Source organism: Proteinivorax hydrogeniformans, from assembly GCF_040515995.1.
GTDB lineage: Bacteria > Bacillota > Proteinivoracia > Proteinivoracales > Proteinivoracaceae > Proteinivorax > Proteinivorax hydrogeniformans.
On the sequence record NZ_CP159485.1, the window covers coordinates 2,294,001 to 2,307,072 of the forward strand.

14 protein-coding genes are annotated in these 13,072 nt (G+C 34.9%); 5 read left to right on the forward strand and 9 right to left on the reverse strand.

Annotated elements, in window-relative coordinates:
• Positions 1-44: 44 nt before the first annotated feature.
• The 9 genes from PRVXH_RS11030 to PRVXH_RS11070 form a co-directional block, all read right to left on the reverse strand.
• Positions 45-1,244: a mechanosensitive ion channel gene (locus tag PRVXH_RS11030; RefSeq protein WP_353892822.1), complete on the reverse strand. Its 1,200-nt coding sequence runs from the start codon at positions 1,242-1,244 to the stop codon at positions 45-47.
• A 388-nt stretch (positions 1,245-1,632) separates the two neighbouring features.
• Positions 1,633-2,331, reverse strand: coding sequence for an LrgB family protein (locus tag PRVXH_RS11035; RefSeq protein ID WP_353892823.1), 699 nt, complete (start codon positions 2,329-2,331; stop codon positions 1,633-1,635).
• The gene (locus PRVXH_RS11040; RefSeq protein ID WP_353892824.1) at positions 2,312-2,689 is read right to left on the reverse strand and encodes a CidA/LrgA family protein; all 378 of its coding nucleotides are present in this window, start codon (positions 2,687-2,689) and stop codon (positions 2,312-2,314) included. The genes PRVXH_RS11035 and PRVXH_RS11040 overlap by 20 nt, the downstream gene beginning before the upstream one ends.
• 50 nt (positions 2,690-2,739) lie before the next feature.
• Positions 2,740-3,261, reverse strand: a complete 522-nt coding sequence (locus PRVXH_RS11045) for an NUDIX hydrolase (RefSeq protein ID WP_353892825.1) — start codon at positions 3,259-3,261, stop codon at positions 2,740-2,742.
• A gap of 108 nt (positions 3,262-3,369) precedes the next feature.
• On the reverse strand, positions 3,370-4,230 hold the full coding sequence (gene lipA, locus PRVXH_RS11050; RefSeq protein ID WP_353892826.1) for a lipoyl synthase: 861 nt from the start codon (positions 4,228-4,230) through the stop codon (positions 3,370-3,372).
• Positions 4,231-4,257: 27 nt separating this feature from the next.
• Positions 4,258-4,926 (reverse strand): lipoyl(octanoyl) transferase LipB, encoded by a 669-nt coding sequence (gene lipB / locus PRVXH_RS11055; protein ID WP_353892827.1) that lies wholly within the window; start codon positions 4,924-4,926, stop codon positions 4,258-4,260.
• Positions 4,927-5,044: 118 nt separating this feature from the next.
• Positions 5,045-5,482: a YaiI/YqxD family protein gene (locus tag PRVXH_RS11060; RefSeq protein ID WP_353892828.1), complete on the reverse strand. Its 438-nt coding sequence runs from the start codon at positions 5,480-5,482 to the stop codon at positions 5,045-5,047.
• A 352-nt stretch (positions 5,483-5,834) separates the two neighbouring features.
• Entirely contained in the window at positions 5,835-7,412 is a 1,578-nt protein-coding gene (locus PRVXH_RS11065; RefSeq protein ID WP_353892829.1) for a serine hydrolase domain-containing protein, read from the reverse strand.
• A 23-nt stretch (positions 7,413-7,435) separates the two neighbouring features.
• Positions 7,436-7,741, reverse strand: coding sequence for a hypothetical protein (locus tag PRVXH_RS11070; RefSeq protein ID WP_353892830.1), 306 nt, complete (start codon positions 7,739-7,741; stop codon positions 7,436-7,438).
• A 201-nt stretch (positions 7,742-7,942) separates the two neighbouring features.
• Between PRVXH_RS11070 and PRVXH_RS11075 the strand changes: the two genes are divergently transcribed.
• From PRVXH_RS11075 to PRVXH_RS11095, 5 genes are all read left to right on the forward strand, one after another.
• Positions 7,943-8,191, forward strand: coding sequence for a hypothetical protein (locus PRVXH_RS11075; protein ID WP_353892831.1), 249 nt, complete (start codon positions 7,943-7,945; stop codon positions 8,189-8,191).
• Between the two features lie 99 nt (positions 8,192-8,290).
• A complete protein-coding gene (locus PRVXH_RS11080; protein ID WP_353892832.1) occupies positions 8,291-8,818 on the forward strand; it encodes a GNAT family N-acetyltransferase in 528 nt (175 codons plus the stop codon).
• A 277-nt stretch (positions 8,819-9,095) separates the two neighbouring features.
• The gene (gene istA, locus PRVXH_RS11085; RefSeq protein ID WP_353892771.1) at positions 9,096-10,574 is read left to right on the forward strand and encodes an IS21 family transposase; all 1,479 of its coding nucleotides are present in this window, start codon (positions 9,096-9,098) and stop codon (positions 10,572-10,574) included.
• Positions 10,575-11,333, forward strand: coding sequence for an IS21-like element helper ATPase IstB (gene istB, locus PRVXH_RS11090; RefSeq protein ID WP_353892833.1), 759 nt, complete (start codon positions 10,575-10,577; stop codon positions 11,331-11,333). It abuts the gene before it with no gap.
• A gap of 63 nt (positions 11,334-11,396) precedes the next feature.
• Positions 11,397-12,958 (forward strand): IS3 family transposase gene (locus tag PRVXH_RS11095; protein WP_353892476.1). Its coding sequence is split into 2 segments (ribosomal slippage): positions 11,397-11,871 and positions 11,871-12,958, totalling 1,563 coding nucleotides; the frame shifts between segments, so codons are not numbered across the junction.
• The last annotated feature ends 114 nt before the right edge of the window (positions 12,959-13,072 follow it).

The window sequence follows — 13,072 nt, forward strand, 5'->3', positions numbered from 1 at the left end:
CCTAAAAAGGGAGGTTTTCTTTGTGTTAATAAGTGTTTTAGTTATTACTTATCTTCTTTAGTTTTATCTTCTAACCTTTTTAACATATTAGCAGCAAACTCTCTTCCGCCAATACCAAAAGATATAGCAAAAGCAATAGCTAATGCACCTAAAGTTATGATAAAGGCAGCATTTACAATAGACGAAGCTACGCCAAGTTGGCTTAACGCCATAAACACTGCAATTACAATAATGGTAGTTTTAGCTATTAAAGCTGTCACTTTAGCATTTGGGGCTTTTTTGCCAATTAGTGCTTCCACCCATGTAGCAATAAATAGTGCTGTCCCCATTATTATTATTGCACTTATTGCAAATGGTAGATACGCTATAATACCTTGACCTACTGTTTGTAGCACTTCCAGTCTTAGAACATTTATAGCTTCCACAAAGAATAAAAGTCCTACAATATACTTTACTAGTTCACCAATAGCTGTTGATAATGAAAATTTGCTTATTTTTTCGTCATCTGAAGGAATGATTTTTCCAATAAGCTTATCAGTACCAACACTTGAAAGAACTTGGGTAAGTAACTTGCCAGATATCTTAGCAATATAAACACCTATAACAACTATCGCTATAGCAACGAAAATATTAGGTAAAAATACTACAATTCTATTTAACATAGCAATCGCAGGATCTGATATGGCAGCGATATTTAAAACCTGAAGTGCAGAAATTACCACCGGAATTAAAATCAGAACGTACACAATATAAGAAATTACTGAAGATATTTGCGCCTCTTCAGAAGTTTCAACACCAGCTTTTTCCTGAAGCTTATCTACGTTTAACTTCTTTAAAACCGGAACAAGAAGCTGTCTAATAATTTTTGCTATAAATATACCCACTACTAAAATAATGCTAGCGGCAATTATATTAGGTATAAAATTTAAAAACCTAGAAACTACCATAGTAATTGGTTGAGCAGCATCATGCAATCCTAACTGGTTTAGGACCTCTGGCAAAAACAGTAAAAAAACTATGATATAAACTAATTTACCGATAAATTCTACGGAGCTACCGGTATCCTCATCCACAACACCTAATTTGTCAGTGTGTTTCTCTAGCTGTAATTTGTTTAATAGCTTCACCACAATACTCTTAACTACTGCTGATACAACTAAAGCTAAAACTAACAGTAGTGCCGCATGAATTACAGAAGGCACTGCTGATATAAAAGATTCAAATAATCTCTCTAGATATTCCATCTTTTTTCTCCTCCTTATTATTAATGGTAACTATTATTATAAAGGAAAATGGTAATGATTACAAGGTTTCTTTGTGCAATGTTTTAAACTGTCAGTTTTTTCAGTTTAATAATGTTCGGTATTAAATTCGCTTTGGGTACAAAGAAGAATATCTAAACTTTTCAAAACACCTTTATTTCTGAAAGAAACAGGTTGCAGAGAGCCTTAAACAAAGCTTTAAAAAGTTAAAACAGGGTATTGCCAAAACACAAAACAGGGATTATAATTAATAGTGTAGATATTAACTACTTTCTAATTTTCCCTCTAATCTTTTTAAATATACAAACTTAATTTCTCCGAAAAAAGATCAAAACTACCGCTAAGCCAAGTCTTAGCGGTAGTTTTTTTATTATATTATTGGAAAGGATGCAAAAAGCGGGGCTAATAATACTGTCACAAGCCCAGCCACAACTATAGCGAGGCTGCTCATGGCGCCTTCAACCTCTCCTATTTCTAAAGCTTTTGTGGTGCCCATAACGTGCGAAGATGTTCCTATTGCCAGTCCTATAGCAATAGGTTCTGTAATTTTAAATAATTTACATACACTAACTGCTATAATATTTCCAAATATGCCGGTTAATATTATAGTCGCTACGGTCAAAGTAATTATTCCTCCAAGTTCCTCTGAAACTCCTATTCCGATAGCTGTTGTTATAGACTTAGGAAGTAAAGTTACAAATTGTTGGTCGGTTAGCTGAAAAAATTTAGACAAAATAGTCACAGTTGTTAAGCTAGATAACACACCTGTTGTTATGCCGATTGTTAAAGCTTTTAAATTGTTTTTTAAGAGTTGTAATTGCTGATATAAAGGCACTGCTAAGCACACCGTTGCAGGAGTTAAAAGATAGCTAAGATATTTTGCCCCCTCATTATAGCTTTCATATTCTATATTGAAGATAACAAGAACTAAAATTACAAAAATAATTGAAATAAGAAGTGGGTTAAACACTCCCCATTTAAGCTTAGACTTTACCCATAACCCTAATGAATAACCAAGTACACTAATGACAACACCGAAGTAAACTGAGTTACTTAATATTTCTGTCATGCTTATTACCCCTCTTTTCCAAAAGGACTATGTATTGAGTAACTTTACCGGTAGCTACCATGACTATTACAGTAGTTAAAGCAATTATTACAGCTAAAGGAAGTAAGATTTTTTGCATCTCGCCCCAAATATTAATTAGCCCCACACTAGCAGGTATAAACATAAGCGGCATTAGCTTTAACAATAGATCACTGGCATCTTTTATTTTATTTAACTTAATAATTTTGGTTTGTAGGCAAATCAGCATAATTAAGAGCCCGTAGACACTAGCAGGAATGGGTAACGGCAGTGCTTGATAAACTAGCTCGCCTATAAAAGTGACTACAAAAATAACGCCGAGCCCATAGATTAAGTTCATTTTAAAACCTCCATCATAAAGATTTTGCCATGCCCATTATAACATACATCCTACCCTATTAATTCTTTTGCTATAAGCTCTAAAGCAAAAGTTTCTCTTTCGATCGATAGTCCCATAGATTTCTCCTTTTTAGCCATTACTTCCTTGTTATGCGTTATAGCCGTGTTGATATCTATCCAAACTGGAGCCATCCCATTAGCTACTTCATAATCTTCTAAGTTAATCTCCCCAAGCTGAGAGTCAACCTTGCAGATGTAAAAATAGGATAGCATATGAATCAAGTCATACTCAGGCTTATAGTGCGGCCTATACTCATCAATATATCCGAATTCGCTTAGCACCTCTATGTTTTTAGCTCCCGTTTCCTCTGCCAGCTCCCTTTTAAGCCCTTCTATTATATCTTCTTGTGGATCAACTCCACCTCCAGGTAAGCTATAGTCATTATAAGCTTTTGTATAAAGCAATAGAATTTTCCTACCATCTAAAACAATAGCTCTAGCAGCTCTTCTATTAAAAGTTCTACCCTCTAACTTATCTAAGTTTTTATGAATTAGTTTCTTTATTAGTCTCAAGTTTTTATACCTCTTTTTTCATTAAATTATTTGACTTACTTATTTTAGCATAATTACAAGACAGAAAAAATCCTCTCTTTTCAATTTATTAAAGAGAGGATTTTTAGTTTATTCAGCCTTTGCCAACATGTCTGACGCTTTGTAAGAACTTCTCACCAGTGGTTCAGATGCAACGAAACTAAAGCCTAGCTTTAGAGCCTCATCTTTATACCTTTTAAAGGTTTCTGGGGTTACATATTCCTGTATAGGGTAATGCTCATTACTTGGTGGAAGATATTGTCCTACTGTTAAAAAGTCGCATTTGTACTCTCTAAGGTCTGCCATTGTTTGAGCTATTTCCTCTTCTCTTTCTCCTAGGCCTACCATAATACCCGATTTTGTGTATATTTCGCTATCTAATTTCTTTATCTCCTCTAGAAGTTGTAGAGATCTTTTGTAAATAGCTTGTGGCCTTACATCATCGTATAGTCTAGGGACAGTCTCGATGTTATGGTTGATTATATCTGGCTTTGCCTCAACCACATATTTTAAGGCTTTTTTATCACCTTTAAAGTCAGGTATCAACACTTCTATAGCAATATCCTTGTCTTTACTCCTTATTGATTCAATAACCTTAGCAAAGTGTTTTGCTCCACCATCAGGCAAATCATCTCTTGTAACTGAGGTTATAACTACATGCTTTAACCCAAGTTCCATTGTCGCCTGCGCAACGTTTTTTGGCTCTTTTTCGTCTACTTTTTCTAGTTTCTCAGAAGATACATTGCAAAATCTACAATTTCTAGAACACTGGCTCCCCAAAATCATAAACGTTGCTGTCTTTTTGCTAAAACATTCTATTTTATTAGGGCAGTTCGCCTCTTCGCATACTGTATTTAAAGATAATTTTTCCAATATATTTCTCACATATCTGTCTTTATGCACATCATTCATCTTAACTCTAAGCCACTTAGGCTTTCTTTTTATATCCATCGCTTCCCCCTCCTCCTAGAAATCTTGTTAATTTCTTTCTATCTTTTCGTAACTATTGAACTCAAAAGTATCGCAGATTTTTTCTAAAACAAGAGAGCTCGCCTGCTGAAAATCTACTTTTTCCCCAACTTGTTTTTGTAGTGAGGTTACTCCCATCTCCGCTAATCCACAAGGAATAATGAGTTTAAAATGTTCTAGATTTGTATTTATATTCATAGCAAAACCATGCATAGTGACCCCCTGCTTCACAGCTATACCGATTGCCACAACTTTTTCATTACCTACCCAAACTCCTCTATGCTGTTCATGTCTTGTTGCATTAACATCATATTTTTCAGTTAGTAAGTCTATAAAAACTTGTTCTAGCTTTTCTACAAATTGTCTTACTCCAAGCTTGTTATCCTCAAGGTTAAATATAGGGTATCCCACCAATTGACCATCACCATGATAGGTTACATCCCCACCTCTATTGGTTTCGATAAGCTCAATGCCATTTTCACTTAAATACTCTTTTGATGCTATTATATTTGATTTTGACGCATTTCTACCCGTTGTTATAACCGGGGGATGCTCAACTAAAATTAAGGTATCTCCTATATCACCTTTTTGCCTTTTTTCTAACAGCTCATGTTGGATCGCTAATGCTTTTTTATACCTGCATTTACCTAAAGAAATCACTCTTAACCTCTCATCCATAAAAACTCCCCCATCTTATTAGATTTATTAAATCATCTTTTTATATTATATCATCATTTAATAGTTTATTGGGAGTATAAATTTAACCTCTTCTCCACCACTGGAAAAGAGGTTAAATTTATATTTTCTCTGCAATAAACTTTCTTAGTTTTTCTTCAAAAACCTCATTATCTTTTGGTTTACGTTTAGGGGTTTTTGAGTATTTTTTTTGTTTTCTTCGCATTTCTTGATGTATATGTCTTTTCATCAGCAAAGCATCAATGTTTTCATGAGTAAAAAACCAACCGTTTTGATGGATTGCATATGCCCCTTTACCTAGAACTAAGGATGCCAAACCATAGTCCTGCGTTACTACAAGATCACCTTTTCGGGTATGCTTGACAATAACATGGTCTGCCATATCTTGATTTGCGTCAACTGTTATAATGTCACCATATTCATCGGAAATGTCATGATAAATATTTTTTACCATAAGAAGGGGAATTTGATATTCTTTTGCCACTCTGACAACAATTTTTCTTACAGGGCAGCCATCGGCATCTATAATAATTTTCATAAAATCACCTCTAGTTAATTAAAGTTAATAACATATACAGTATATCATTATTACTGACTCAGTGTATAATTTATATTAAATGGGTAAAAAAGTCCTTAAGGGAATAATTTTTCATGCTTGACCACTATCACAACAGGAATTTTCTTATTAATTTTATCTCTTGGAATTCCTACAAAAAGCCTTTAGTAGATGTCATTGTTTTTGCATCTATCTAGTATTATTTCATAAGTTTCATATGAGGCTCTTCCACTAGTATTTATTTAAAACCAATCGAATTAAAAGACAGCTCGGTATTATTTCCTATCCGTTGAGCTGTCTTTTTTTAATTTTTGTGTTGTTATAAGTTATGTCTTTAGCTAATAGATGCTACTTTAACAAATTCTACGTTCTGAGCTCTGTTTCCTGTAAAAATCAGCCCCTTTATTTTGCCTTCTTCTTTAACAAACTCTACGGTAAAAGTAAAGGGTACGTTTGTTAAAAACTTATTCTCTTCTACCTGATATAATACGTGCTGTCCGTTTCTTGAGTGCGAGGTGTATAAAATTCCGTCCTCCTCAATCACATCATAGAAAGTATCTAGCTCCTCACTTTGATATCTTCCTGTATAATGCGTACTATCAAAAGGTTGGTATGGCTTAATTTTTTCAAGTGGTATTAGCTTTTCTTTTGTTTTTAGGGCACTTTCCTTACCTAGGTATATTTCTAAGTTTAGCTGCTCTATTTTATAGTGATTTCCGGAAATATGAACTAGTGGGGCAAGACCGTAAGGGTTTTGCATGTGAGGCAAGCCATCTTTAACTACTATCTTAAATGCCATAATTGTTTCCTGTGACTTAGGGAAGTAGTAACCCTCTACTTCATCTAGGTTAACTTCGTCGGAGTAAACTTCAGGCTTTTCTTCTTTTTTACTTTCTTCCTTTTCATACCCAAATACTGCGTCTGCTACTGCAAAAGCTGCGTCCTTCATCAAAAGATTTTGTGTGTTTGAAAATAAAACTATGTCAACATCATCTTCTGTAAAACGGATTGTGGCGCTTCTATATGCTGCATCTGCTCCTCCATGCTCAATATATTTATGTCCTTTATACTCTCCTACAAAAAGGCCTCCGGCATAACTGCTTTCTTTTCCATCTTTAAGTTTGGGTGCATCAGACATGATTTTAATGGTGTCTGGGCTACAGACAGTAGGTTTTTTAAAATTTCCCATCCATTTTAAAAAGTCATTTGCTGTGGTGTTTAAAGAGGTGGCGCCATATGTGCCGTAGTTTAGTACGCTATATATAAAACTTCCATCGCCGACATCATAGTAAGAGTTGGCTTTGTTAGGGATTACTTTCCAGTAGTTATCCTTAAAAAAGGTTTTTTTCATGCCTAAAGGCTTGAAAATACGCTCCGTTGCAAACTCATTAAGAGTTTTACCTGAAGTTTTCTCAACTATCTCTGCTAGCAAGGTAAAGTTAGAGTTACTGTACAACCATTTAGTCTGAGGTGCAAAGTTTAATTTCTTTTGCTTACTTATTAAAGATAAAGCATCCTTTTGAGTTATAGTATCTACAATCCTAACTCCACTTAGCCCTAAAAGCTCCCACTGATCTTTAATGCCACTAACATTATTTATCATCTGTCTAACAGTAACCGGTTCATCAAATGCTATATACTCTGCTACATAATCTCTAACGTCATCATCTATGGAAAGCTTGCCATCTTCTTGAAGAAGTAGCACACACATAACAGCGACTTGCTTTGAAACAGATGCAACGTGGAAAACTGTTTCATCCTTTATTGGTATTAAATGTTCTAGGTTTGCATAACCAAAGTTTTTGTTATAAATAATCTCGTCTTTTTTTCTAACTACAACCTGCCCCCCTGGGCAAAGGTCTTTCTGCCAACAGGAAAATATTTTATCAATTTTCTTTTCTAGGCTGGTCATTTGCTTGTCCACCTCCGAATTTATTATTTAGCTATAAATATATATTTCGTACTACGAATTAAAACCCCCTTTTTATTTGAGCAAATTTTTTCAATAATAAAAAAAGAAACCCCTCTTTCTAAATCCTTTTTGCACCTGAACTGCAATATCTCTTTTGTACTGTTATTTACAACCTGATATTTCTCGTGTTCTCCTATATTATTAAGCTTTTGCTTTAACTGTTTTACGCTATCAAAACCGACTTGGATGTCACCACTGCTGCCGCAAGGATATTCACCGCCATATGCTATAAGGCAAAACATGTTTTGAGTAGTCTGATTCTTAGTCAATCTTTGGCCCTCCTTTGATATGCATCCGCAGCAATTAAGAGTTTGAACTTAGTTTGCCTTAATTCAAAACAGTTAATGCACTTTAATTTATGTTACTAAGCTTAGTTTGAGTATTTTAATTTTTGTATTTTACTATAAAAAGTATTAAACTACCGTTTATATAGAAAACTATAATAGACTCTTTTTGTTGGAGGTTATAATATGGCAAAGAAAAAACTAAAGCTAGCCGATATCTTGTGGGTTGTTTTTATAGTTTTTTTAGCAATTGGATTAGTGTATCCCATAATTGGTATTATTGCGCTCGTATGTATGCTTGCTCCTGTCGTTGTAGGAGTTATTAAAGGGAAGAGGATCTGGTGCAGTAGTTATTGTAGATTATTTCTTCCTCAAAGCAGAAAAGTAACAAGCACTCAGCTAAACCTCAGAGCAACTGTGATCAATGCCCCTTAAACAAAGATAAAAAGAATTAGCAAAACTTCTTCGCCAAAGGTTTTAGTCCACTTCAAAATAAGATATAATATATAGTAAAAATGCTAAAGGAAGTGCACTATGTCTTTGATGTTAGAGAATCTAAGTTTAAAACCAATTACAGAGGATAACCTTGATGATTTACTTTCCTTACAAAACGAAATTGTAAAACAAATTAATAGTGATGAGATGTTCGAACCCGAAACTAAAGATGGTCTATTACCTCTAATTGAAAACGACAAAATATATATACTAGGTTGTTATACCGATCAAACTTTAATTGCTTACGGAACTTTGTTGTTTCCCAAGTTTGATAAGGAAAACTTAGGGTACGATCTAGAATTTGCAAAAGAGGAACTTCCCTTTGTTGCTCACGTTGATAGCATTGCTGTTCATCCTAAATACAGAGGGTTAGGTCTACAAACTTTTATAGGAAATTATTTAGGTAGTATTGCTAAAAATCAAGGCTTTAAACACTTAATGTCCACAGTATCACCGGATAATTTTCATAGTATCAATAACGTTTTTAAACAGGGTTACAAAATAAAGAAACTTACAAGCAAGTATGGTGGAAAAAAAAGATACATCTTTTATAAAGAGGTAAAATAATCGATTATTAGTAACAGAAACTGGCATATCTAGCCATAACAAATAACAAACGGTTCCGTCATCGACTTTTGATGATTGGAACCGTTTTTAACTAAATAACTTAATATTAATGTTTTGCCGCGCGAAAACGTATTAATAAGCTTATTCTGCGATTCAAAGTGTAAATGCTATCCTAAAAGTGTACCAGTTAGAGCCATTTCGCTAGCGAATTAGTTTACCACCTATCATAAAATTCCTGTAAAATATAGTCAGATATATTTTCAGGAGGTTGAGGGGTGTGAAAATTGAAATGGATATGTATCAACAGATTCGCAAGCGATATCTAAACGGAGAGTCTCAAAGATCTATTGCAAAGAGTTTAGGCATCTCACGTCAATCGGTAAAAAAGTATTGTGACGGGTCAGCGCATCCAGAAAAAAGAAAGGAGTATAACAGAAGCCCAGTTAAAGTTACAAAAGAAGTAGAAGACTTTATCATAGGTTGTCTTAAGTCAGATGAAGAGGATAATATTAAAAAGCAAAAACATACTGCTAAACGCATATATGAACGACTTGTTGATGAGAAAGAATTTACAGGTGGTGAATCAACTATACGAAATGCTGTAAAAAAACTACGTGCAGAACAGTTAGTTCCACCTCAAAGCAATGTTCCTCTATCATATGAGCCAGGTGAGGCAATTCAGATAGACTGGGGCGAAGCCACAGCCTACCTCGATGATAAGAAAAGAAAATTGTATACTTTTTGCGCTAGGCTATGTTACAGCTGTGATATCTTTGTACAAGTCTTTAGAGCCGCCAATGAACAGGCTTTTTTAGAAGCGCAACAACGTATGTTTGATTTCTTTGGAGGAGTCCCCAGGCGAGTAATTTTTGATAATGCTAAAGTTGCAGTTAAAGAGGGTTTTGGAACCTATGCAAAACCACAAGATAAGTACTTTTCCTTCAGTGCCCATTATGCCTTTGAACTAGAGTTTTGTAACCCTGGTAAAGGAAACGAAAAGGGCCTTGTAGAAAACTTAGTTGGCTATTCTAGAAGAAATTTTTTAGTCCCTCTACCTAGGGTATCAAGTATAGAAGAGTTGAATCAAAAGCTACTGGAAGATTGCTTAAAGTACAGAGAAAAGCACCATATCAAAGGTCGCTCGAATGCTGTAAATGTAATGTACCAAGAAGAAAAACAGTTTTTAAATCCGATTCCCCCGTACCGGTTTGATACAAGCAAAACTAAAATTGTTTCCGTTGATGATTACTCCACAGCTTGCTATGAAAGAAACTACTACTCTGTCCCTACCAAGTATTTAAGAAAGGATGTAACTGTAAAAGGCTACGGTAATGACATCCAAATTTTTTATCAGAATGAAGAAATAGCTACACATATAAGAAACTACTACTCAGGAAAAACAGAGTATAAGTTAGAACATTACATAGACTTAATTGAAAGAAAACCACGCTCTGTTTTCAATGCTAAACCAGTTAAGCAAAATGTTACTGAAGAGCTTTTAATATGGGGCAAACAACTCCCCGGTGGTAACAGAGAAATGGTTAAACTCCTTCGCCTATGTCTAGACTATGGCGAAGAATATATACTTAGCATTAAAGAGGCGATTCCTGGGCATATTGTGCCAACTGTTGATATGATTAGAGCCCATTTAAGCAAACCTGTAGACACCCCTGTATTGAATCTAAATAAAGAGATAGCTGTCGAGGAGGTAGATTTAAATAAATACGATAAAAAATATGGAATGGTGGTGCAATAAATGGGCGAAATAAATATTAATGAAGAGACAATTGCTTTATATGCAAAGCAACTGCGAGTTCCTACCTTCAATAGATATAAAGACGTAATTCGTCAGCTTGATAACAACAAGTCCTATGACGCTTTTCTCATTGAGCTTTTGAAAATGGAGGCAGAATCTAGAAGAGAAAGTAGCCAAAAACGCAAGATTAAAGCTGCTAAATTTCCATACATGAAAACATTAGACGAGTTAGACCTAAGCAGATATGAGCATGTGTCTGAAGCTTGTTTTCATGAACTTGGTACATGTGACTTTGTAAGAAAAAGACAAAACATCGTTATGATAGGAAACACTGGGCGAGGCAAAACTCATTTTTCTATAGCATTAGGAATAAAAGCTTGCATGCAAGGTATGAATGTTAAGTTTTATACTGCAGCCAATCTTTCTAATGAACTTATTGAGGCTACTGAGTATAAGCGCCTGTTAAAACTAGAAAAACAGCTGTCTAAAACAGACCTACTTATCATAGATGAAATGTCTTATTTAACCTTTAACAGACATCAGTCTGAACTGCTATTTAAGGTTGTAGCAGATCGTGCTGAAAAGCGAAGTGTAATAGTATCCACTAACTTTAAGTTTTCAGAATGGACGAAGCTATTTGAAAATGAAACAATGGTATCTGCGCTTGTTGATAGACTTACATTTCGCTCTCACGTACTAAATATGAACGGAACCTCATATCGCGATGAGTACTCTGGTGAGCCCTATGTGTTAGGATAGTTGTCGTATAAGAAAATTAATGCAATAATGAAGTTACGACACTAAACCTAAGGAGATAAAATTATGTCAAAATCTAAAAGTAAGCACTACTCTAAAGAGTTTATTGAGTCCGTATTAAAAAGACTTGAGCCCCCTTCAAATGACACCGTTACTGCTATTGCAGCAGAGCTGGGCATTCCCAAAACAACCATTTATACATGGGTGAAAAGAAACAATAAAACTCTATCATCTCGCAAACCTCAAAATAGGTGGAACTCAGAAGATAAATTCCAAATAGTATTAGAAACAGCAGCTTTAAGTGAAGCTGAGCTAGCCGATTACTGCCGACGTAAAGGTATATACCTTGAAGATATAAAGCGTTGGAAAGAGCAATGTTTAAAGGCAAACCAAGGTGAAACACAGGACTACCAAAAGACTAAAAGTGAGTTAAAGGAAGAAAAGGAAAAAGCAAAAGAATTAAAAAAGCAGCTTAGACAAAAAGAGAAGGCACTGGCAGAAACGGCTGCATTACTAGTATTAAGAAAAAAAGCAGACGCGATTTGGGGGGACCCCGAGGAAGACTGATCAGTAGCTCAGATCGCGTAAAAGCAGTAGAACTGATCGATGAAGCAAGAATAAATGGTGCAAGGTTAGCCCCTGCATGTGAAGTATTAAGTATCAGCGTGCGTACCTATCAAAGATGGACTAAGGAAAAAGGGAAGATCAAAGAAGATAAAAGACCTTCAGCTAAACGCCCCACTCCTAAAAACAAGCTAACAGATGAAGAACGCCAAGAAATAATAAAAACAGCAAATAATCCTAAGTATGTCGACTTACCTCCATCACAAATAGTTCCTAAGCTGGCAGACGAAGGCAAATATTTGGCATCTGAATCAACAATTTACAGGGTTTTAAAAGAAGAAAAAATGGATGCTCACCGAGGAAGGGCCAAAAAACCCACAAAAAGGGAGCCTCCTACTCATGTAGCTACTTCCCCTAATAAAATATGGACTTGGGATATAACATGGCTAAACTCTGCTGTTAAAGGTAGTTTCTATAAGTTATACCTTATAATAGATATGTTTAGCAGATTAATTGTAGCCTATGAAGTATGGGAGTCAGAGAAAGCAGAATATGCTGAAAGACTTATTAAAAAAGCAACATTGTCTCAAAAGATTTCAGGTCGACCTTTAGTACTACACTCCGATAATGGCAGCCCAATGAAAGCAGCAACATTTCAGGCCACACTTGAAAAACTAGGTATTCAAAGCTCTTTTTCCCGTCCAAGAGTTAGTAATGACAACCCTTACTCCGAATCGCTCTTTAAGACCATGAAGTATCGCCCAGCATACCCTTATAAAGGTTTTAAAAGCATAGAGGAAGCAAGAAATTGGGTTAAAGAATTTGTTAGATGGTATAACTATGAACACTTACATAGTGGCTTAAAATTTGTTACACCTTACCAAAGACACTATGGAATTGATGTTAATATAGTAGAAAAAAGAATCAGGATCTATGAGCATGCAAGGAAAAAGCACCCAGAGAGGTGGTCTAAAAATATCAGAGATTGGTCATTACCCGAATATGTTTCTCTAAACCCTATAAAAGACATACAGTTTAAAAATACTATAGATCATGTAGATTAGCTTTACAATCTAACAAGGTAATTCGTAAAACTTTTTAATTTTAATGCGACAACTTTCTTGACAAACACCGTGAGCAAATATAATATTTTATTATAATAAATTTTTAGGAAATGC

Excerpts from the sequence above, each read along its gene's own strand:
- PRVXH_RS11030 (WP_353892822.1), bottom strand. The coding sequence starts at position 1,244 with ATGGAATATCTAGAGAGATTATTTGAATCTTTTATATCAGCAGTGCCT.
- PRVXH_RS11035 (WP_353892823.1), bottom strand. The coding sequence starts at position 2,331 with ATGACAGAAATATTAAGTAACTCAGTTTACTTCGGTGTTGTCATTAGT.
- PRVXH_RS11040 (WP_353892824.1), bottom strand. The coding sequence starts at position 2,689 with ATGAACTTAATCTATGGGCTCGGCGTTATTTTTGTAGTCACTTTTATA.
- lipA (WP_353892826.1), bottom strand. The coding sequence starts at position 4,230 with ATGGATATAAAAAGAAAGCCTAAGTGGCTTAGAGTTAAGATGAATGAT.
- lipB (WP_353892827.1), bottom strand. The coding sequence starts at position 4,926 with ATGGATGAGAGGTTAAGAGTGATTTCTTTAGGTAAATGCAGGTATAAA.
- PRVXH_RS11060 (WP_353892828.1), bottom strand. The coding sequence starts at position 5,482 with ATGAAAATTATTATAGATGCCGATGGCTGCCCTGTAAGAAAAATTGTT.
- PRVXH_RS11065 (WP_353892829.1), bottom strand. The coding sequence starts at position 7,412 with ATGACCAGCCTAGAAAAGAAAATTGATAAAATATTTTCCTGTTGGCAG.
- PRVXH_RS11075 (WP_353892831.1), top strand. The coding sequence starts at position 7,943 with ATGGCAAAGAAAAAACTAAAGCTAGCCGATATCTTGTGGGTTGTTTTT.
- PRVXH_RS11080 (WP_353892832.1), top strand. The coding sequence starts at position 8,291 with ATGTCTTTGATGTTAGAGAATCTAAGTTTAAAACCAATTACAGAGGAT.
- istB (WP_353892833.1), top strand. The coding sequence starts at position 10,575 with ATGGGCGAAATAAATATTAATGAAGAGACAATTGCTTTATATGCAAAG.